Consider the following 20,451-nt stretch of genomic DNA (forward strand, 5'->3'; position numbering starts at 1 on the left):
TGTAAACCCGAGCCGTCATGACAACCGGGTCAGGGGGATGGGGAAGCCGATCATCGATGACGCGCGGTGGAAACTGATCGAGCCACTTCTGCCGCCAGCCAGGCCACGTCGATTCAAGTATCCCGGGCGCAAGCCGGTGCCGGATCGTGCGGCACTGACAGGCACTCTGGTTGTGCGGAAGACCGGCGTCTCCGTATCCGTTTCGAGCGACGTGCCGACATCCATGAAGCTTTCCTCAAACTCGGCTGCAGGTTGATCTGCTGGAACACCTTGCAGCGGACTCAACAGACTTGATGAAACCGTCTCTTAGATTCTCGCGCCATGCCACCATCGACACGGATTACCTGCCCGGTAACTAACGTCGACGGATCCGAGGCAGGAAACAACGCAACGTTCGCAAATTCCGGCGGCATCGCGGGTCGTTTCGCCGATCATGCAGCGTCAACCGTGGAAAGCCCGACCGACGCTTCGGATGCGCGAGCGCCCCGCTCCACCCCAGCGGCTTTTGTCACCACGTCAATAACGCGGTTTTGCGATGACTCATCGAGGGCGGGATAAATCGGCAAGCACAGTATTTGTCGCGAGATCTCCGTCGCAGCCGGCAGGTTGTCCGTCATCGCCGATGGCAAGTCCCGATAGTCCGGAAACTCGCTGATCAAGGGATAAAAATACCGGCGTGCCCAGACGTTCGCGACGCGCAACTGATCGTAGAGCTCGTCGCGCGTGAGAGGAAACGCTCCCGTGACACGAACGGGAAAGTACGAATGATTGGCTGTAGCGTGTTCCGATACCTCGTGCAACACCAGCCCTTCGATACCTTCAAACGCCGAACGATATCGCTCGACGATGCGCGCCCGCTGATCGAGGAGCTTGTCGATATGCTGCAACTGCAGCAATCCAAACGCTGCTTGCAGTTCGTTCATCTTGGCGTTGATGCCGGGCTTGACAACGGTCACTTCATCGGCAAAGCCAAAGTTCTTCAGGTAATCGATGTGGCGCTTGGTCTCGGCATCGTGGCAAATGATTGCGCCACCTTCGAACGTGTTGAAGACCTTTGTGCCGTGAAAGCTCAGCACCGACATGTCGCCGAATTTCAGCACCGACTGACCGTTCTTGCGCACACCGAACGCATGCGCGGCGTCGTAGAGAACCCGCAGCCCATGGGTGCTTGCAATGCGTTCGATTGCCTCGACGTCGCATGGATTGCCGTACACGTGAACGGGCAAGATGGCTGTGGTGCGCGGCGTGATGGCTGCCTCGATCTTTGCCGGGTCGAGGTTCATGCTCGTCGGATCGATGTCGGCGAAGATGGGCCGAATACCATTCCAGTGCAGCGCATGCGTCGTGGCGACGAAGCTGAAAGGCGTGGTGATCACCTCCCCGGTCACTTTCATCGCCTGCAATGCGGTGATGAGGGCGAGCGTGCCATTCGAAAACAACGAGAGATACTCGACCCCCAGATAGCGGCACAGCGCCTCTTCGAGCTGCGCGTGAAACGGACCGCCGTTCGTTACATGCTTGCTCTCCCAAATTTTTTCCAGGTATGGAAGAAACTCGTCCAGAGGCGGTAGGAAAGGCTGCGTAACCGGTATGAGTTTTTCCATGGCGGTCGAAGGTTGCCGGCTGCGCGGTTCGCGCATGCTATCAATGCGACCTAGGTTACCCGTTCACACACGGCCTCGATCGTGCAATCAGACGCCAGAAAGACACCCTATTCCGTGAATGCCCGTGGCGGCCCGCCGACACGACCTCGGAACTGGCCGGGAAATTGCCGCCTGTTCCGGGGATTGGCGGCATGATCGACCTGCTACGCTCTGCTGCATCGGGCGCGTTCTACGCAGCGTCTGCTTTGGGCCTGGCCTGAAGCCGTCGGGCAAGGCGATGCGCACCCACTTATTTCGGAAAGGATTCGGTTCGATGCCCACGGTCAGCATTCTTATTCCCGCGTACAAGCCGGAGTATCTCCACAAGGCATTGTCCACCGCGCGAGCCCAGACCTTCACGGATATCGAAATCCTGGTGGGTGATGACACGGCCGACGGCAAGCTTCGGGAAATCGTCGAGAGCTTTGACGACCCACGCATTCGATACTTTCATCACGGCTTTCAGGACGGCCTGAAGAATTCACGAGGGCTGTGGGAGAAGTCCACCGGAAAATACGTCAAGTGGCTGTACGACGACGATATGCTGGGTGCGTCGTCTGTCGAAGTCCTGGTCAATGCGCTTCGCCTTCAGCCGGACGCGGTCATGGCGTTTCACGAGCGCGTATTCATCGATGCGGACGACAAGGTGATTCACGTGCCGGCGGCGCTGGTCACGGCCGGCCACATCGCCCGTATCGACCGGAATTTTCTGGTGCAGAACATGGTGGGGCACGCAAGCAATTTTATCGGCGAGCCCAGCAACATCATGATGGTTCGCGAGGGCGTCGATATCGCGGCTGTGATGATGTATCGCTCAAGAACCGTCAAATTTCTCACCGACGTTGCGATGTACCTGAATCTGGCCGAGCAGGCTCCACTGGTTCTGGTCGGCGGCTTTCACAGCGGCTTTCGCTCGCACCCGAACCAGAATTCGAGCGGCACCAGCCCGATCATCGCCGCTGGCTACTACGAATGGGAACTCATGGTGAGAGGCGAGGCTACGGCGGGTCTTTTGTCCGGGGAGGCGTTGAATGGCGCGAGTGAGCGACTGAAGCAGCTTTACGCCCATGGCGTCCAGACGCGCAACATCAGCGAGCTTGACGTATTCATTCAGCACCTCGATGAATTGACGGAGCAGCCCGTGGCCGAGCTTTTCGATTCGCCGCGCTTTCACGCGGATATCGCGCTGGTGCACAAAATGATGGCGGCCCGCGCCGGCGCAACCCAGGCCCCGTCATCGATCCCCCCAGCGGCGTGATACCCGCGGCGCGGGTAGCGACGCTCACCGGCAATTCGAATTGCTCAGCTTTCTCAGCACATAGCTCCCTTCATAGCCGACGAGCTGCCCAATCGCTTCATAGTCCCGGAACAAGCCCGCCTCTCGAATTTCGTCGACGGCCGGGCCGACTTCCGGTGAACACTCGGTGTCCCCATAGTCGTCGAAGACGATATAGCCGCCCGGGACGACAAAGCGCTCGTACAACAAGAAATCGGTCCAGACATGCATGCGCAGATGTCCTCCATCGATGTGGAGAATCTTGATGCGTTTGGTCAGGCTGGCCGTGACGGCAATGGCATTCTGCGAATAGGCCTGAATCAAATTGCAGGAGGGAAACAGCGTGTTATGAAAGTAAGAGACCTCCTGCACCTGCCCCTTCAGCTCGAACGGATCGATTCCAATGAATTTGGTCGTGTCGTTGAGAAACCGTTGCATAAACGCCAGCGATTTGCCCTTCCAGACGCCAATTTCAACGACATCTCCACTTAGAGATGCCACGTCCAGGCACAGAAACCCAAGCAATTTGACATAGGAATGGAACGAAAGCTCCGTCCTGTCCATGAACCGGGCCGGCATGGCCGCATAGGCCGCCTCGTAGTCACGGGAGATTTTCTCCCATTCTTCGTCCACTCGGGCTGCGATTGACGGCGTGTTGATAAACGCCTGCAAACAGACTTGCGACGCGTAGCTCATATGTATTCCAGATTAATCGACACCAAGGGGAAAAGCTGCTGCACGGGGAGCGGAATCAATGAAGTTCAACAGTTCGGGCTCGATGTGAGCTTGCCCGAAGGCTTGCCGGAGGAGCCGCTGCAGGAAGTTCAGCCGGCCGCAGCCGCGCTCAGGCACTGCCTCATCCCATGCCGACGGCGGACCGGATGCGCATCGAAAACGATTGTAGGGCGGCCCGGCGCGCTGATTTCAGGGAATACAACCCCTTATTCCTGTCTTTTCGGTCGTTGCTCGTGGCGTCGTGCGGGCAGATTGCAGCCTGGACGCGGCAGATTTGTCCCGATCTACCCCGTTCAGCCTTGATTTTGTGGTTTGCGAGTTGCGCAAGGTTTTGATTTGTAAGGGGTTGGTGCGTTTTGGTAAAACCTCGAAGGCAGGGGGGCGATCCCGGCCGGGCGCGCCAGGAATTGCAGGCAGAACGAACCGGCTATCGCGTCGGCGTCGTGACGGCCCTTTTCGTTTGACGCACCGTTGTGCCGACCTGTCAGGCACGTTGCCGCGTCGCTCCCTCCGTCAGTCCGCGCGCTCCGGGCCCCGCCTGAAACCTCTAATTGGCGGCTTTTTCCTCGCTAGCTCTCCGATTCGACTTCCTGACGCCGATGACATACTTGTGCCACTGACTCGCAGTGGTGCGCCGTCGCGCGTCCGCTGCGCAAAGGTCTACGCGGCCACGCGGAACATTTCGCGGCGGGTTCGCAGCAACTTACGGTGTTCAAACGTGACACGAAAACTCTTGATCTACGGCGCGGGCGGGTTCGGCAAAGAGGTCATGGACGTCGCGCGTCGTCAGGCCGCCGGGCAGTGGAAGGACATTGCGTTTGTCGATGACATCTGCCCGGAGCGCACGCGCTACGGCGCGGCTGTGCTGCGTTTCGACGATCCTGAAGTGCGCGGCCGCCTTCACGAAATTGAGTTCGTGATCGCCGTCGGAGAACCGGCCGGACGCGAAAAGCTCGCACAGAAGTTGCGCGAAGCGGATGCGCGCCTCGGCAAGGTGGTCGATCTCAGCTCGATCGTCGCCGATACGGCGCGTCTTGGCGATGGTGTCGTCGTTACGCCGTTCTGCTCGGTGTCGAGCGATGCCGTGCTCGGCGCCAATGTCTGCGTGAACACGATGGCCATCGTGGGCCACGACGTGCAGGTGGGCGAGCACACGGTGATCTCGTCGCAGGTGAACGTCGGCGGCGCGTGCACGATCGGCTCCGGCAGCTATATCGGCATGGGCGCGCTCATCAAGGAGGGCGTGCGCATCGGCTCCAATTCGATCATCGGCATGGGTTCGGTCGTGTACGGCGACATTCCCGATGATGTGATCGCGCTTGGCAACCCCGCGCGCGTCGCGCGTCCCAATACCGACCGCAAGGTCTTCAAATAGAACCGGTAGCGAAAATGACCAACAAGGAAACATACGACAAGGTGTTCATGGACTGCTTTTCGGTCCCGCAGGACGCACTCAACGCGGAATTCGTCTATCAATGCGTGCCGTCCTGGGATTCGGTCGGCCACATGGGCATGATCGCTTCGCTGGAAGAAGCCTTCAACATCATGATGGAGACGGAAGACATCATCGAGTTCGGTTCGTATACGATCGGCATCGACAAGCTCAAGAAGTACGGCGTCGAGATATGACATCCGGACTGGTCAGCCGGCAGCACCCCGAGCGCGCCGCCCTCATTGCCGAGGACGGGCGCGTGCTGCGCTATGCGGAACTGCACGCGGCTATCGACCGATGCGCGGGTGATCTGCCGGCTCGCCAGCTGATTTTCATCGTCGGCTACAACGATGTGCCTACGGTGCTGTGCTATCTCGCGGCGCAATCGAGCGGCGCGGTGCCGCTACTGCTCGGCAGTTCGATTCACGTGGATCAACTCGAGCATCTGATCGACGTGTACCGTCCCGCGCTGCTCTTCATGCGTGCTGACGCCGCATGGCCCGACGCGTGGCCGAAGTCGCGCGCGACGCTGGTGCGCGAGACGGATGGCTATGGTCTCTATGCGCTGCCCACCAACTGCACGGCACGTGCGCTTCACCCCGATCTCGCGCTGCTCCTCGCAACGTCGGGCTCAACGGGTTCGCCGAGGCTGGTGCGCCTGTCCGCCACCAACCTGAAGGCGAATGCGGCTTCGATCGCGGAGTGTCTCGAGATCACGCCCGACGAGCGAGCGATCACGACGCTGCCGTTCAATTACTCGTACGGTCTCTCGATCATCAATAGCCATCTGTACGCGGGTGCGTCGGTCATCCTGACGAACCGCTCGCTGATGGACGCCGACTTCTGGCGCACGCTCAACGCGCAGCGCGCGACGAGTTTCGGCGGCGTGCCGTATAGCTACGACATGCTGTTGCGCCTGCGGCTTGCGCGTATCGACATGCCGACCGTCCGCACGCTGACGCAGGCGGGTGGCCGGATGGACCCGGTGAAGCTCCAGCAGGTCATCGAAGCGTGCCATGCAAGAGGCATCCGCTTCGTGCCGATGTACGGACAGACGGAAGCCACGGCGCGCATCGCCTGGGTGCCGGCGGATGAACTGGCGCGCGTGCCGGGTAGCATCGGCCGCGCGATTCCGGGAGGGCGTCTATGGATCGAGCGCGAGGACGGAACGACCGTCGACGCGGCAGGCGAAGTTGGCGAGCTGATCTATGCAGGTCCAAACGTTTCAATGGGATACGCGCAATGCGCCGATGATCTCGCGCTCGGCGACACGCTGAATGGCGTGCTTCGTACAGGCGATCTCGCGCGCCACGGCGAACAGGGCGCGATCTTCATCGAAGGGCGCCTGAAGCGTTTCCTGAAGGTATTCGGCATTCGCGTCTCGCTTGATGCCGTCGAGCGCATGGCGGCGGCGCAAGGCATCGAGTGCGCCGCGAGCGGCTCGGATGACCGTCTCGTCGTCCACGCGATCCTGACGCCCGATTGGACGCCGCAGTCGCTGCGCGACGATCTCGCGCGCCGCATCGGCGTGCATCCCTCTGCGCTCACCGTGAGTGCGGTGCCCGCGCTGCCGCGGCTTCCTACGGGAAAGGTGGATTACCCATGTCTGGCCCGGATGTCCTGAATACCGTCGAGGACGATATCCTGCAGTGGCCCGCCTACGGTCTGCCGAAGGCGCAGAAGGACGCACGTCTGCTTGCCGGGTTGCGCCGTCTGACCGACCTGCATTACGACGCGTGCGTGCCGTATCGCGCGGTGCTGGACAAGATGGGCGGCGAGCGCGCAGCGCTCACGCTCGATGCGCTGCCCTTCCTGCCCGTGCGCCTTTTCAAGCACGAGACGCTGGTGAGCGTGCCTTCTGCCGACGTCGTGAAGACGATGACCTCGTCGGGAACGAGCGGCCAGCGCGTCTCGCAGATCTTCCTCGACCGGCAGACCTCCGCGCTGCAGGTCAAGGTGCTGTCGCGTATCGTCGGCGACCTGATCGGCCCCAAGCGCATGCCGATGCTCGTGATCGATTGCCGCGCGACGATCGCGGACCGCTATCGCTTTTCCGCGCGCACGGCGGGCATTCAGGGCTTCTCGATATTCGGTCGCGACGTCGAATTCGCGCTTGACGACGACATGTCGCTGAACGTCGAACGCGTGCGCCGTTACGTCGACAAGCATGCCGGCTCGCCGATCCTGCTGTTCGGCTTCACGTTCATCGCGTGGCTGCATCTCGTGCGCACGCTGGAGGAATCGGGCGAGACGCTCGCGCTCGACAATGGCGTGCTGGTGCACGGCGGCGGCTGGAAGCAGTTGCAATCGCAGGCCGTGAGCGCCGAGGAATTCAAGCAAAGGCTGCGCGCCGTCACGGGCCTCACGCGCGTGCACAACTACTACGGCATGGTCGAGCAGACCGGTTCGATCTTCGTCGAATGCGAGCACGGCCATCAGCATGCGTCGTCGTGGTCGGACGTGATCGTGCGCGATCCCGTCGACTTCGGCGTGCTTGCGCCGGGCCGGCGCGGGCTCGTCCAGTTGCTGTCGGTGCTGCCGCACAGCTATCCGGGCCATTCGCTGCTGAGCGAGGACGAAGGCGAAATCGTCGGCATCGACGATTGCCCGTGTGGACGCCAAGGCACCTACTTCAGGATTCATGGTCGCATTCAGCACGCCGAAGCGAGAGGTTGCAGTGATACGTATTCCCGCTGAGATCCTCGCGAAGATGACCGTGCTGGCGGGCAATCCGGCGCAGGTCTCGAACGCGCCTGCGCCCGTCTTCGATCCGCTGCGGGTCGATTTCCTCGCCGACATGTCGCGCGCGCTGCTCGCGCATCCGGTTGCGCGCACGATGCCCGACGTCGTGAGCTTCGCGTACTGGAGCCGCCGCGCGAACCTGACCCGACTCGGCGTGGCGCAGCTCGAGAACGACGACCGCGCAAGCGGCGTGCTGCGGCTCGGGCTCGGCCTGTCGTTTCATATCTGCCCGTCGAACGTGCCGGTGAACTTCGCGTTTTCGCTGGCGTTCGGCCTGCTGTCCGGCAATACCTGCGTGCTCAGGCTGCCTTCGAAACCCTCGGCGACGGCCGAACACATCGTCGACGCTGTCGCGATGCTGCTTGCCCAGGACAAATACGCGCCACTTTCGGATGCGATCGTGCTCGCGCGCTTCGACCGCGACGACGATGTCAACCGGTTCTGGCTCGGCGTGGCCGACGCGCGCGTCGTGTGGGGCGGCGACGCGACCGTTGCGCACCTGCGCAGCCTGCCGTGCCGCCCGCGCTCGCGCGAGGTCGCTTTCTCCGACCGCTATTCGTTGTGCGCGATCGCGCCGGAAGCCGTACTCGAACTCGATCAGGCCGGTTTGCGCGCCCTGTGCTCGCAGCTTTACAACGATCTTTATCTGATGGATCAGGCTGCGTGTTCGTCGCCGCAACTGCTCGCGTGGATTGGCGACAAGCGCGCGGTGAAGGCCGCGCAGGCGCGTCTGTGGCCCGAGCTGGCGGCGCATGCGCGCATGCGCTATGTGCCGCAGGCCGTACAGGTGATGGACAAGTATGTGGATGCCTGTCGCCATGCCGTCGGCAACGAGCAGGTGGTCGCGATCGAGCGACACGGCAACGTGCTGTACCGGATCGAAATCGCCGACGTGACGCCCGACCAGGACAGCCGGCGCGGCTACTTCGGCACGATCCACGAGGTCGCGCTCGCGTCGCTCGCGCAGCTTGCGCCAATCGTCAACGAGCGCTACCAGACGCTCACGTACTTCGGCATCGAGCTGGCGAAATTGCGCGCGTTCGTGCTCGACGGGCGCTTGCGCGGCGTCGACCGCGTGGTGCCGGTGGGCCGCGCGCTGGACATGGACGTCATTTGGGACGGCTACGACATCGTGGCCGGCCTGTCGCGTGTCGTCGATCTGCGTTGATCCGCAGCCGGCGCACCCATTACACGAGGAACAGATGGAAACGATCGAGCAGAGCGAAGGCTTCAGCCTCAACTGCGTGGAACTGCAGGCGTACCAACCGAACCGCTACCCGTTTCTGATGATCGATCACGTCGACGAAGTGGTGCCGGGAAAATTCGCGCGCGGCTACAAGAACCTGACAATGAACGAGTGGTACTTCCCCGTTCATTTTCCCGATGGTCCGAACATGCCGGGCGCGCTGCAACTCGAAGCGCTCGCGCAGATGCTGACAGTCGCGGTCACGACGCTGCCCGGCCTGAAGGGCAAGGTCACGCATGCGCTGCAGCACACGGTGCGCTATCGCAAGGAAGTCCTGCCGGGCAAGAAGTTCGAGATCGAAACCGAGGTGCTGTCGTGGCGCCGTGGCATCTGCAAGGGGCGGGGTATCGCGCGCGTGGACGGCGAGATCGCCTGCGAAGCGGACATGATGATAACGATCCCCGAGATCCTCGAGCAGTTTCTGCCGAAGAAGCCTGCGTGAACATGAAGGACATCGCGGACATCGTGATCGTGGGCTCCGGCGCGAGCGGCGCAGCCGCCGCCTGGCGGCTTTCGCGCGATCGCGCGCTGCGTATCGTCTGCCTCGAGCAGGGCGAACGGATGGACCCGGCCGGCTATCCGTCGACTCGTCCCGACTGGGAACTGGAGCGCGCCGGCGCGTTCAGCTCGAACCCGGCCGTGCGCCAGAGCGCGGCAGACTATCCGATCGACGATTCGAACTCGCCGATCGCGATCGCGAACTTCAACGGCTTCGGCGGCAGCACGATCCTGTATTCCGCGCATTTTCCGCGCTTTCATCCGTCGGATTTCCGAACGCGCAGCCTCGACGGCGTCGGCGACGACTGGCCGCTTTCCTATGACGACCTCAAGCCCTGGTTCGCCGAAAACGAACGCCTGATGGGCGTGGCCGGACTGGTCGGCGATCCCGCGAACCCGGATTACGATTCTCTGCTGCCGCCCGTGCCGCTCGGCGAAGCCGGACGCGCGATGGCGCGTGCGTTCAACGCGCTCGGCTGGCACTGGTGGCCGTCGTACGCGGCGATCAATACGCGTCGTCACGGCAATCGCGGCGCGTGCATCAACCTGGGGCCTTGCAATACCGGCTGTTCGCAGGGCGCGAAGGCGAGCGTCGACGTGACCTATTGGCCCGCCGCGCAGCGCCAGGGCGTCGAAGTGCGCACCGGTTGCCGCGTGCGCGAGATCACGCTCGATGGGCGCGGCCGCGCCGACGGCGTCATCTACTTCGACGCGCAAGGCCGTGAACAGCGCCTCGATGCACGCGTGGTCGTGGTCGCGTGCAGCGGCGTCGGCACGCCGCGACTGCTGCTGAATTCGAAGTCGAGCGCGTTTCCCGACGGACTTCTCAACGACAACGGGCTGGTGGGCCGCAATCTGATGCTGCATCCGCTCGCGTACACCGAAGGCGTGTTCGAGCGCGATCTGCGTTCGAGCATGGGGCCGCACGGCGCGTGCATGCTGAGCCAGCAGTTCTACGAGACCTCGGCGGAGCGTGACTTCGTGCGCGGCTACACGATGCAGGTGTTGCGTGGAGCGCCACCAGCGGAAACGGCCGTGTCGGGCTATTTCATGCGCCAGGTGCCGCTCGGTCCGGATCATCATCGGCGCTTCGCGCAGCTCTACAATCGCACGGTCGGTATCGCGGTCATCAGCGAAGACTTGCCCGAACCGGAAAATCGCGTCGAGCTCGATTTCGACCACTGCGATTCGAGCGGAATGCCGGGCGTGAAGGTTTTCTACAGGCTCGGCGAGAACACGAAGCGCATGCTCAAGCATGGCATCGACACGAGCAAAGAGGTGTTCGCTGCCGCAGGCGCGAAAGTCGTGTCATCGTTCGCACCCGTCCGGCATACCGGATGGCATCTGATGGGCACGGCGCGCATGGGCGATGATCCCGTGACGTCGGTCGTCAACCGTTACGGCCAGGCGCACGCGGTGAAGAATCTGTTCATCGTCGACAGCAGCATTTTCGTGACGTCGGGTGCGGTGAATCCCGTTGCCACGGCCCAGGCGCTCACGCTGCTGGCGAGCGACTGGCTCGCGCGCAACCTCGACACGCTGATGAACGGCACATCCGGCGCGACGGACGATGCGCCCGTCCCAACCTTGATGGAGGCGCAATGATCGGGCTCGTACTCGACACGATGCTGCCCGGCGACGCCGAACTCGGACTGCCGGGCGGGGCGCAGGTGGATTTCGAGGGTTACGCGCTACGCCATCGCGTAACGGCGCAGGTGGACGCGTTGCTGGTCGTGCTCGCGCGCGTCGCGCAGGACAGGTTCGGTGCCCCGTTCGAATCGCTCGACGCCACGCAACGTCTTGCCGCGATCAACGCCTGCAAGCTCGCCGACGTGCGCGCCTTCACCGCGTTCGTCACGCACGCGATGCGCGCGTATTACACCGACCGCAACGTGCTCGCGCGCATCGGCGCGGGTGCGGTGCCGCCGTTTCCCGAAGGCAACGCGCTCGACGCCGACGACTGGATGCTGCTCGAGCCCGTCTATGAGCGCGGGCCGATCTGGCGCGACGCGAACGTCTCGTGAGCCGGCGCACACAATGAACCATCAGGACACTTCGATGTTGCTAAAAGACAAGGTGGCTTGCGTCACCGGCGCGAACCGGGGTATCGGCGACGCGATCGTCCGGACCTTCCTCGCTAACGGAGCGCGCGTGATCGCGTGCGTGCGCGACCCGGATGCGTCGCAGACTGCGCATTGGCTCGCGTCGCTCGACGCGGAACACCGCGCGCAGGTGCAGACGGTGCCGCTCGACCTCGCCGACGAGGCTTCGGTGAAGGCGGCGGTGAAGGCGATCGCAACGGCCTCGGCGCGGCTCGACGTGCTTGTGAACAACGCGGGCGCGGCCAGCGGCGCGATCATGCAGATGACCTCGATGGCCGAGCTGCGGCGTCTGTTCGACATCAACTTTTTTGGCCAGATTCTGTTCACGCAAGGTCTCGCGCGTCTGATGGCGCGCAACAAGGCCGGCTCGATCGTCAATCTCGCGTCCACTGCCGCGATGATCGCCGACCCCGGCACGCTGGCTTACGGCGCGAGCAAGGCCGCCTTTGCGCGCGCCACGCAGAGCATGGCAACGGAACTGGGCGCGTCGGGTATCCGCGTGAACGCGATCGCGCCGGGCCCGACCCGCACCGACATGTATGAGCAGATGACGCCTGCCGCGCGGGAGCGGCTCGTCGAATCGTCGGCGCTCAAGCGCGCCGGCGAGCCGCAGGACATCGCGAATGCCGCGCTCTTTCTCGCCTCGGAGCTGTCGTCGTTCGTGACGGGACAGATCCTGCGCGTGGACGGCGGCATCGTTTGAACCGGGAACGCCTATGACCACCTATCCAGAAATCGAGCGCATGGCGCGCACGATACGCCGCAAGATCATCGACATCAGCCATCACTGCAATCTCAGCACGCACCTTGGTGGCGGGCTTTCGATGGTCGAGATCATGGCGACGCTCTACGCGCGCGTGCTGCGCCATGACGCGCGCGACCCGCGCTGGGCACAGCGCGACCGCTTCATTCTCAGCAAGGGCCACGGCGTGCTCGGCTATTTCTCCGCGCTGCTGGCGGCGGGCGTGATCGACGAAGCGACCTTCAACACCTTCCAGACCAACGACAGCGACCTGATCGCGCATCCGGTGATGAATGCCGATCTCGGCATCGAATCGTCGAACGGCAGCCTTGGCCAGGGACTGTCGATGGCCGTCGGCATTGCGCTCGCGGCGAAGAAGCGCCAGCAGGCGTTCAAGACCTACGTGCTGCTCGGCGATGGTGAATGCAACGAGGGATCGGTGTGGGAAGCCGCGATGTCGGCGGCGCAAATGCGCCTTGACAATCTCGCCATCGCAATCGACTACAACAAGCTGCAAAGCGATGGCGATTCACGCCAGATCATCGATCTCGGCGATCTTGCGGCGCGCTTTCGCAGTTTCGGCTGGGACGTGCACGAAGTGGACGGCCATGACGTCGCGCAATTGGTCGCGGCCTTCGAGGCGCCTTCGCAGGGCAGGCCGCGCGCGGTGGTCGCGCATACGGTGAAGGGCAAGGGTGTCTCCTTCATGGAGAACAACAACGAATGGCACCACAACCGCCTGACGAAGGCGAGCTACGAGCAAGCGGTGGCGGAACTGGACGCGCTCGACGCGGGCGCGTCCGAAGCTGCTGCCGCGCTGGCATGACGGAGACGACATGATGCTGGAAATCAATGCAAGCAACGCGCGGCAATGGTCACGTCTCGGCTCGCGCGGCGTATTCGGCCAGGCGGTGCTGGCGCTGGGCGACCGTTATCCGGACCTGATGGTGATGTCCGCCGATCTCGGCAACTCGTCGGGGCTCGATCGCTTCAAGAAGACGTATCCCGAGCAATTCCTGAACGTCGGCATCGCCGAGCAGAACATGATCGGCGTCGCGGCTGGGCTCGCGAAAGAAGGCTACAACGTGTTCGCGACCTCCTTTGCGCCGTTCATCTCGATGCGCGCCGCCGAGCAGATCCGCATGAATCTCGGTTACATGGAGATGAATGTGAAGGCGGTGGCGATCGGCAGCGGCGTGTCGATGGCGTTCCTCGGCAATTCGCACTATGGCATCGAGGACGCCGCCGTGATGCGCGCGATTCCCAACATGACGGTCGTGTGTCCCGCCGACTGCGCGGAAATCGTCAAGACGGTGGAGGCGGCCGCGCAGTTCAAGGGGCCGATGTACATCCGCCTGACCGGCGCGGTGAACAATCCGCCCGTCTATACGGAAGACTATGACTTCCAGATCGGCCGCGCGATTACGCTGCGCGAAGGGGCGGACGTGACGATCGTCGCGACGGGATCGATGGTGCATGAATCGCTGGTTGCGGCGAAGCTGCTCGAAGAGCAGGGCATCGCGGCGGGCGTCGTGAACATGCATACGATCAAGCCGCTCGATACGGCCGCCGTGGACGTGGCGTGCGCGCGGTCGAAACTGATCGTGACGGTGGAAGAGCATTCCATCGTCGGCGGTCTGGGCAGCGCGGTTGCGGAATACAAGGCGGCTCTGCGCAATGCGCCGCCGCAGCTCATCATCGGTTTGCCGGATCGCTTCGACAAGGCGGGCGAATATCGCTACCTGCTCGAAAAGCACGGGCTCGTCGCACCGAAGATCGCGGAACGTATCCGGGCGTTCATGGACGGCTCAAAAGACTGAGCAGGATGCGCCGCCCGGCGAGCGGGCGGCGCAGCGTCGCGCACGATCGACGACGGCCGGTTTGATCAATGGCTCGAGCAGACCGCGTCGACAGGCATCAGCTCAGGTCAGAGCGCGTTCAGGTGCCGCCGACTCTTCCCGATAGCGCGCGATCAGTCGTTCTCGTGCTTGAATGAACCGGTCGAAATACCCGCGGAATCCGGTGATGCCAGCCGCGTATTTCAGGGCGTCGAGTGTGACCATCTCCTCGCGGTATTTGCCGCCCAGTAGTGCATTGTCCGCGAGCAGCAATGTCGAATCGAAATTCCGGACTTTCCATTCGGCCGCTTCGGCGCTCAGGATGATCGACGCGATGCGTTCGATCACGAATACCTTCGCCGGTGTCGGCAGCACGTAGCGCTGGTTGCTGTTCAGTTGCTGGGCAAGCTCGGTATCGCCCGCCTCGGCAACCATGAAAATCCGCTCGCACAGCGTGAGCCAGCGCTGCCAGAAACGCGGTTTCGCGACGAAATAATTGCAGTACACCGTACCGGCGGTGCTCATCACGAGACCGTTCATCAGCGCTGCGCTGTCGTGGTGTGGGGCGATCAGTGTCATCACGCCGGCGAGCGTCGAGGAAATACCCGGATGCCAGTATTCGGCCTGCTCGAACACGTTCTTGAAGAACGCGATATTGCTGAAGTACGGAGAGAACGTCACGACGTCCACGTCGTCGGGCGTGTCGGCCAGAAACCGCTCGACCTGCGCGGAACTCAGTCCTGCCTTTTCTCTGAATTTTGGTGAAAAGAAACCGTAGCGCGCATCCGGGTCGAGTGTGTTTTCCAGCAGGAAACGTCGGATCGGCCAATACTCGTACCAGTCTGGACGCTGTCCGGTGTTGTCGAGCGCGATGAAACCCGGATCGAGTTTCGCGCGCGTCTCGGGCGAGTAGTAAATCTGATGGACGTAATTTCTCATCGAAGTCCCGACGTCTGGCTGGGCGCGGCGAGCGCTTCGACGCGCTTGAGTACGGCCGGCTGCTGTTCCAGGAATTTTCGGTAATACGCTTGATTGCCCGTATGAACGGCGGCCAGCTTTAGCGCGTCGAGTTCGATCAGTTCGTCTCGGCAGGCACTGGCAACGTTCGGGTCAGGCATGGACATCGAGTCGTAAGGCCGGACCTTCCAGGAAGTGGGTTCCAGGCTCAGGATCAACGACGCGATGCGTTCGACGACGAAAGCGCGAGCCAGCGTGGTCGGTTCGCTGCGCACGGGCGCGTTCAGCAAACGGGCAAGGGCGCTGTTGCCGGCTTCGGCTGCAGTGAAGATCGCTTCGCACACGTTCAGCCAGCTTTGCCAGAAACGCGGTTTGGCGACGAAATAGTTGCAGTACACCGTCTCCGCGGAACTCATGACGAGGTTGTCCAGCACCGCTTTGCCGTCTGCGCCCGGCGCGATGAGTTCAATTGCGCCTTCGAACACTGGCGCGATGCCGGGGGAGCAATATTCGGCCTGCTCGAACATGTTCTTGAACAGTGCGCCGCTGCTGAAGCAAGGCGAAAACGTCACGACGTCCACATCGTCCGATGTGGTCGCCAGAAACTGATGGACTTGATCCGCCGTCAGCGACGTCTTCTGGTGGAACGCCGGCGACAGATAGCCGTAGCGCGCCTCCGGGTCGAGCGTGTTTTCCGTCAGGAAACGCCGGATCGGCCAGTACTCGGGCCACTCGGGCCGCTGCCCGGTGTTGTCGAGCGCGATGAAACCGGGATCAAGCACCGCGCGGGTCTCGGGCGAGTCATAAATCTGGTGGACAAAGTTCTTCATCACGATGCTTGCTGGAAAACCGGACGTCGTTTCGTGCAACTGCGGGACGTGCAAATCTTGCTGGCATCGGAATGCGTATCCGTCCGCACGTCGCAAGCCGGACATCTTTCTACGATCAAGTCTATCGATCGCCGCCAGGATCGAATGTCGGATTAGCGGGCTGTTTCACCCTGCTTTTCGACGGATGCGCGGGTGTCCTGCGCGATTTTCGGAGCGCCCGCGGTGGCTGCTTGCAGTCGCGGGAATAGCGACCAATTCCGGCACCTGATCACCGGATTGGAACGCGGTGTGCGCGGGGAGAATTCGGACACAGTCGGAGACTGTAAGTGCGTGCGCCCGCAGGCTGCGGCCGACTCTGGCGCGGCTGCGGCGACGTGCCGCTCGCGCCATTTCCGACAGCGCGCCCCGCGCGGCCGCCGCGTCGGCGCCGCCGCGTTTCGAACCCCGTATTGGCTAGCAGGACGACAGATCTCATGATGCCCATTTCCCCCGCCACCGCCACGATCGAACACGCGCTGGCGCACCATCAGGCCGACCGGCTCGAAGAGGCCGAGACCCTGTACCGGCAGATCCTCGACACCGATCCCCGGCACGCGGACGCGCTCCACCTCCTCGGCCTGATCGGCCATCAGTACGGGCGCTATCAAGAGGCATCCAGCCTGATCATGGCGGCGATCGAGGTCAAGCCCGACGCGATCTACTACTACAACCTCGGCAACGTGATGCAGGCGGACAACCGCCATGCCGCCGCCGCCGAGTGCTTCCGCCTCGCGACCGAACTGCGGCCCGACTACGTCGATGCGTACAACAACCTCGGCAACGCGCAGCGGCTCGCCGGCGACGCCCGCGCGGCCGTCGATGCGTTCTGCAAGGTCATCTCGCTGCAGGCGGACAACGCCAAGGCCTACAACAACCTTGCGAACGCGCTGTTCGACCTGAACGAGATTCCGGCCGCGCTCGAGGCATACCAGCACGCGGTCGCGCTGCACCCCGAACTGCCGGAGCCGCGCAGCAACCTGCTGTTCGCGAGCCACTGCAGCGAGTCGTTCGACCAGGACGCGTATCTTGCCGAGGCCGCACGCTACGACGAACTCGTCACGCGCCGCGCGAAGCCGTGGACGGACTGGCTCGTCGACCTGACCGCCCGCGTCGGGCGGCCGCTCAAGGTCGGCATCGTGTCGGGCGACCTGAAGTCGCATCCGGTCGGCTATTTCATCGAGAGCATGCTGAAGCATCTCGACGCGAACCGGATCGAGATGCATGCGTACCCGACGCGCGACGTCGAGGACGACGTCACGGCCCGCATCAAGCCCTGTTTCTCGACGTGGACCTGCCTCGCCGGCCTGAGCGACGAGGCGGCGGCCGCGCAGATCCGCGCGGACCGCATCGATGTGCTGCTCGACGCATCGGGCCACACGATCTACAACCGCCTGCCGCTGTTCGCGTGGAAGGCGGCGCCGCTGCAGGCGAGCTGGCCCGGCTACTTCGCGAGCACCGGCGTGCGCGCGATCGACTACGTGATCGGCGACCGTCACGTGCTGCCGCCCGCCGAGGCCGCGCATTTCACCGAGCGGCCGTGGCATCTGCCGGACAGCTATCTGTGCTTCACGCCGCCGGCCGATGCGATCGACGTCGGCGCGTTGCCGATGCTCGCGAACGGCCATCCGACCTTCGGCTATTTCGGCAAGCTCGCGAAGATCACCGACCGCGTCGTCGCGGTGTGGTCGCGCGTGCTGCAGGCGGTCGCGGGCGCGAAGCTGTTCGTGAAGGCGGAGCACCTCGACGATCCGCGCGAACAGCAGGCGCTCGCCGAGCGCTTCGCGGCGCACGGCGTCGATGCGTCGCGCCTGATCCTCGAAGGCCGCTCGCCGCGCGCCGAGTACCTGGCCGCGTACCGGCGCGTCGACCTGATGCTGAGCCCGTTCCCGTACCCGGGCGGCACGACGACCGCCGAAGCGCTGTGGATGGGCGTGCCCGTGCTGTGCCGTCGCGGCGACCGCTTCCTGTCGCACATCGCCGAGAGCCTGCTGCATGCGGCGCGGCTGCCCGAATGGATCGCGGACGACGACGACGCGTACGTCGCGAAGGCCGTCGCGCAGGTCGGCAAGCCCGCCGAGCTGGCGGTGCTGCGCACGACGCTGCGCGCGCAGGTGCTCGCGTCGCCGCTGTGCGACGCGCCCCGCTTCGCCCGCAATTTCGAGGACGCGCTGCACGCGATGTGGGCGCGCCACGTCGAAGCCGCACCGGAAGCGTCCGCGTGAACGGCGCATCGGTCCTGATCACCGGCGGCGCGGGCTTCCTCGGCTCGCACCTGTGCGAGCGCCTCGTGAACGCCGGCCACGACGTGATGTGCGTGGACAACTTCCACACCGGCAGCAAGCAGAACATCGCGCACCTGATCGGCCGCGTGAATTTCGAGGTGATCCGTCACGACGTGTGGCTGCCGCTGTACGTCGAGGCGGACCGCGTGTTCAACATGGCGTGTCCCGCGAGCCCGGTCCATTACCAGAGCGACCCGGTGTCGACGGTGAAGACGGCGGTGCTCGGCGCGATCAACATGCTCGGCCTCGCGAAACGGTGCGGCGCGCGCATCCTGCAGGCGTCGACGAGCGAGGTGTACGGCGACGCGCAGCAGCATCCGCAGCAGGAAAGCTACTGGGGCAACGTCAATCCCAACGGGCCGCGCGCGTGCTACGACGAAGGCAAGCGCTGCGCGGAAACGCTGTTCTTCGACTACCACCGGCAGCACGGCGTCGACATCCGCGTGGTGCGGATCTTCAACACCTACGGCCCGCGCATGCGCGCCGACGACGGCCGCGTCGTGTCGAACTTCATCATGCAGGCGCTGCGCGGCGAGCCGATCACGCTATACGGCGACGGCAGCCAGACGCGCTCGTTCTGCTACGTCGACGATCTCGTCGAAGGGCTCGTGCGGATGATGGACCAGGACGACGACACCGGGCCGATGAACCTCGGCAATCCGAGCGAGATCACGATCCGCGAGCTGGCCGAGTGCGTGCTGCGCCTGACCGGCTCGAAGAGCCGCATCGAATACCGCCCGCTGCCGACCGACGATCCGCTGCAGCGCCGGCCCGACATCGGCCGCGCGCGCCAGCGGCTCGACTGGCAGCCGGGTGTCCAGCTCGAGGACGGCCTGAAGGAAACGATCGCCTACTTCCGCAACCTGGTGAAAGCATGAGTCTCAAACTGATCGACGCCGCCTGCCCCGTCTGCGCGCACTCGGTCGCCGCGCCGTTCTTCGATGCCGGCGCCTGCACGCTGGCGACGCTCGCGTGGCCCGATTCCGCGGAAAGCGCGCGCGCGCTGCCGCGCCATGCGCTCGAGTTCGTGCAATGCCCGCGCTGCTCGCACGTGTGGAATCACCGCTTCCGTTACGACGCGATTCCGTACCAGAGCAATCCGAACCGCATGTTCAACAACGGCGGCATCTGGAAGGGGCATCTGGCGGCCACGCGCGACCTGCTGCTCGGCAACCTGTCCGCCGCGCCGACGGTCGTCGAGATCGGCTGCGGCGAAGCGCATTTCGTGCGCGGCCTCGCGCAGGCGAGCGGCGGCGGGCGCTTCATCGGCTTCGATCCGAACGCGAGCGTCGGCACCGGCAACGGCATCGAGTTCCATGCGCGCCTGTTCGAACCGCTCGCCGACATGGCGGCGTTCAGGCCCGACGCGATCGTGATCCGCCACGTGCTCGAACACCTGACCGAGCCGGCGAAGCTCGTCGAGCAGCTCGCGTGGGGCGCGGCGAGCCAGCCGAACCCGTGCTGGCTGTTCGCGGAGGTGCCGTGCATCGACCGCGTGTTCGAGACCGAGCGGCTCGCGGATTTCTTCTACGAGCACGTGTCGCAGTTCACGACCGAATCGTTCCGCGCGCTGATGGCGCGCGCCGGCGAGATCGTCACGCTCGCGCACGGCTACGACGGCGAAGTCGTCTATGCGCTGGTCCGGCTCGGCGTGCCGGCGCCCGTGCGCGCGCGCGCCGACGCGGCGGCGCGCTTCGCGGCCCGCACGGTCGAGCATCGCGCGGGCATCGCGCAACAGCTCGCCGAGCTGGCGACGTCGGGCCGGCGGGTCGCGATCTGGGGCGGTACCGGCAAGGCGGCGGCGTTCATCCATTTCTTCGACGCCGATGCGGCCCGCTTCCCGCTCGTCGTCGATTCCGATCCCGACAAGGTCGGCACCTACGTGCCGGGCACCGGGCAGCAGATCGTGTTCCGCGACGCGCTGAAAGCCGCGCCGGCCGACGTGATCATCATCCCGACCCAGTGGCGCGCGCGCGACATCGTCGCCGAGATGTCCCGCGAAGGGATCGCGGCGTCGGCCGTGATGATCGAGCACGGCGGCAACCTGATCGATTTCGGACGCGACCCGCATCCGTATTGAGCAGGGCGC

Annotated in this window: 20 protein-coding genes and 2 pseudogenes; 17 read left to right on the forward strand and 5 right to left on the reverse strand. The window is 63.9% G+C overall.

All coding sequences use genetic code 11. From position 1 onward, the window contains the following. Nucleotides 1-37: 37 nt before the first annotated feature. A pseudogene (locus ACFIMZ_RS01095) lies at nucleotides 38-190 on the forward strand (IS5/IS1182 family transposase); the annotation flags it as partial. After that, nucleotides 181-294 (forward strand): annotated as a pseudogene (locus tag ACFIMZ_RS01100) (IS5/IS1182 family transposase); the annotation flags it as partial. The pseudogenes ACFIMZ_RS01095 and ACFIMZ_RS01100, both read left to right, overlap by 10 nt. Here ACFIMZ_RS01100 and ACFIMZ_RS01105 read toward each other — a convergent pair. Then, nucleotides 282-413 carry a hypothetical protein gene (locus ACFIMZ_RS01105; protein ID WP_431821044.1) on the reverse strand — a complete coding sequence of 44 codons (132 nt, stop codon included), beginning with the start codon at nucleotides 411-413 and terminating at the stop codon, nucleotides 282-284. The pseudogene ACFIMZ_RS01100 and the gene ACFIMZ_RS01105 sit on opposite strands and share 13 nt — an antisense overlap. An 18-nt stretch (nucleotides 414-431) precedes the next feature. Beyond that, nucleotides 432-1,604 (reverse strand): DegT/DnrJ/EryC1/StrS family aminotransferase, encoded by a 1,173-nt coding sequence (locus tag ACFIMZ_RS01110; RefSeq protein ID WP_431822409.1) that lies wholly within the window; start codon nucleotides 1,602-1,604, stop codon nucleotides 432-434. A 313-nt stretch (nucleotides 1,605-1,917) separates the two neighbouring features. Between ACFIMZ_RS01110 and ACFIMZ_RS01115 the strand changes: the two genes are divergently transcribed. Then, nucleotides 1,918-2,901, forward strand: coding sequence for a glycosyltransferase family 2 protein (locus tag ACFIMZ_RS01115; RefSeq protein ID WP_431821045.1), 984 nt, complete (start codon nucleotides 1,918-1,920; stop codon nucleotides 2,899-2,901). Between the two features lie 24 nt (nucleotides 2,902-2,925). Here the strand turns inward: ACFIMZ_RS01115 and ACFIMZ_RS01120 are convergent, their stop codons facing one another. Then, nucleotides 2,926-3,615 (reverse strand): class I SAM-dependent methyltransferase, encoded by a 690-nt coding sequence (locus ACFIMZ_RS01120; RefSeq protein ID WP_431821046.1) that lies wholly within the window; start codon nucleotides 3,613-3,615, stop codon nucleotides 2,926-2,928. A 757-nt stretch (nucleotides 3,616-4,372) separates the two neighbouring features. Between ACFIMZ_RS01120 and ACFIMZ_RS01125 the strand changes: the two genes are divergently transcribed. Genes ACFIMZ_RS01125 through ACFIMZ_RS01175 form a run of 11 tightly spaced genes read left to right on the forward strand, consistent with a single transcriptional unit; the run spans nucleotide 4,373 to nucleotide 14,236 of the window. Then, nucleotides 4,373-5,029 carry an acetyltransferase gene (locus ACFIMZ_RS01125; protein ID WP_431821047.1) on the forward strand — a complete coding sequence of 219 codons (657 nt, stop codon included), beginning with the start codon at nucleotides 4,373-4,375 and terminating at the stop codon, nucleotides 5,027-5,029. A gap of 14 nt (nucleotides 5,030-5,043) precedes the next feature. Further along, entirely contained in the window at nucleotides 5,044-5,283 is a 240-nt protein-coding gene (locus tag ACFIMZ_RS01130; RefSeq protein ID WP_431821048.1) for an acyl carrier protein, read from the forward strand. After that, nucleotides 5,280-6,710, forward strand: a complete 1,431-nt coding sequence (locus ACFIMZ_RS01135; protein WP_431821049.1) for an AMP-binding protein — start codon at nucleotides 5,280-5,282, stop codon at nucleotides 6,708-6,710. The genes ACFIMZ_RS01130 and ACFIMZ_RS01135 overlap by 4 nt, the downstream gene beginning before the upstream one ends. After that, complete coding sequence (locus tag ACFIMZ_RS01140) at nucleotides 6,689-7,783, forward strand: acyl-protein synthetase (protein WP_431821050.1); 1,095 nt, start codon at nucleotides 6,689-6,691, stop codon at nucleotides 7,781-7,783. Before ACFIMZ_RS01135 ends, ACFIMZ_RS01140 begins: the two co-directional genes overlap by 22 nt. Continuing rightward, complete coding sequence (locus ACFIMZ_RS01145) at nucleotides 7,764-8,996, forward strand: acyl-CoA reductase (RefSeq protein ID WP_431821051.1); 1,233 nt, start codon at nucleotides 7,764-7,766, stop codon at nucleotides 8,994-8,996. The genes ACFIMZ_RS01140 and ACFIMZ_RS01145 overlap by 20 nt, the downstream gene beginning before the upstream one ends. A gap of 34 nt (nucleotides 8,997-9,030) precedes the next feature. Beyond that, a complete protein-coding gene (fabZ, locus tag ACFIMZ_RS01150) occupies nucleotides 9,031-9,516 on the forward strand; it encodes a 3-hydroxyacyl-ACP dehydratase FabZ (protein WP_431821052.1) in 486 nt (161 codons plus the stop codon). A 2-nt stretch (nucleotides 9,517-9,518) separates the two neighbouring features. After that, nucleotides 9,519-11,177: a GMC family oxidoreductase gene (locus ACFIMZ_RS01155; protein WP_431821053.1), complete on the forward strand. Its 1,659-nt coding sequence runs from the start codon at nucleotides 9,519-9,521 to the stop codon at nucleotides 11,175-11,177. Next, nucleotides 11,174-11,596: a hypothetical protein gene (locus tag ACFIMZ_RS01160; protein ID WP_431821054.1), complete on the forward strand. Its 423-nt coding sequence runs from the start codon at nucleotides 11,174-11,176 to the stop codon at nucleotides 11,594-11,596. Before ACFIMZ_RS01155 ends, ACFIMZ_RS01160 begins: the two co-directional genes overlap by 4 nt. 34 nt (nucleotides 11,597-11,630) lie before the next feature. After that, nucleotides 11,631-12,377, forward strand: coding sequence for an SDR family NAD(P)-dependent oxidoreductase (locus ACFIMZ_RS01165; protein WP_431821055.1), 747 nt, complete (start codon nucleotides 11,631-11,633; stop codon nucleotides 12,375-12,377). A 13-nt stretch (nucleotides 12,378-12,390) separates the two neighbouring features. Then, a complete protein-coding gene (locus tag ACFIMZ_RS01170) occupies nucleotides 12,391-13,242 on the forward strand; it encodes a transketolase (protein ID WP_431821056.1) in 852 nt (283 codons plus the stop codon). A 10-nt stretch (nucleotides 13,243-13,252) separates the two neighbouring features. Then, nucleotides 13,253-14,236 carry a transketolase family protein gene (locus ACFIMZ_RS01175; RefSeq protein WP_431821057.1) on the forward strand — a complete coding sequence of 328 codons (984 nt, stop codon included), beginning with the start codon at nucleotides 13,253-13,255 and terminating at the stop codon, nucleotides 14,234-14,236. Nucleotides 14,237-14,338: 102 nt separating this feature from the next. Here ACFIMZ_RS01175 and ACFIMZ_RS01180 read toward each other — a convergent pair whose 3' ends face one another. Together ACFIMZ_RS01180 and ACFIMZ_RS01185 are read right to left on the reverse strand one after the other, a co-directional pair. Continuing rightward, complete coding sequence (locus ACFIMZ_RS01180) at nucleotides 14,339-15,193, reverse strand: hypothetical protein (protein WP_431821058.1); 855 nt, start codon at nucleotides 15,191-15,193, stop codon at nucleotides 14,339-14,341. Beyond that, entirely contained in the window at nucleotides 15,190-16,041 is an 852-nt protein-coding gene (locus ACFIMZ_RS01185) for a hypothetical protein (RefSeq protein WP_431821059.1), read from the reverse strand. Before ACFIMZ_RS01185 ends, ACFIMZ_RS01180 begins: the two co-directional genes overlap by 4 nt. A 473-nt stretch (nucleotides 16,042-16,514) precedes the next feature. Here ACFIMZ_RS01185 and ACFIMZ_RS01190 point away from each other — a divergent pair, with 473 nt between their 5' ends. Genes ACFIMZ_RS01190 through ACFIMZ_RS01200 form a run of 3 tightly spaced genes read left to right on the forward strand, consistent with a single transcriptional unit; the run spans nucleotide 16,515 to nucleotide 20,442 of the window. Continuing rightward, nucleotides 16,515-18,302, forward strand: a complete 1,788-nt coding sequence (locus ACFIMZ_RS01190; RefSeq protein WP_431821060.1) for a tetratricopeptide repeat protein — start codon at nucleotides 16,515-16,517, stop codon at nucleotides 18,300-18,302. After that, nucleotides 18,299-19,240: a UDP-glucuronic acid decarboxylase family protein gene (locus ACFIMZ_RS01195; protein ID WP_431821061.1), complete on the forward strand. Its 942-nt coding sequence runs from the start codon at nucleotides 18,299-18,301 to the stop codon at nucleotides 19,238-19,240. The genes ACFIMZ_RS01190 and ACFIMZ_RS01195 overlap by 4 nt, the downstream gene beginning before the upstream one ends. Next, nucleotides 19,237-20,442 carry a class I SAM-dependent methyltransferase gene (locus ACFIMZ_RS01200; RefSeq protein ID WP_431821062.1) on the forward strand — a complete coding sequence of 402 codons (1,206 nt, stop codon included), beginning with the start codon at nucleotides 19,237-19,239 and terminating at the stop codon, nucleotides 20,440-20,442. The genes ACFIMZ_RS01195 and ACFIMZ_RS01200 overlap by 4 nt, the downstream gene beginning before the upstream one ends. Nucleotides 20,443-20,451: the final 9 nt, after the last annotated feature.

Origin of the sequence: Burkholderia sp. F1, assembly GCF_050813845.1 — a bacterium.
GTDB lineage: Bacteria > Pseudomonadota > Gammaproteobacteria > Burkholderiales > Burkholderiaceae > Burkholderia > Burkholderia ubonensis.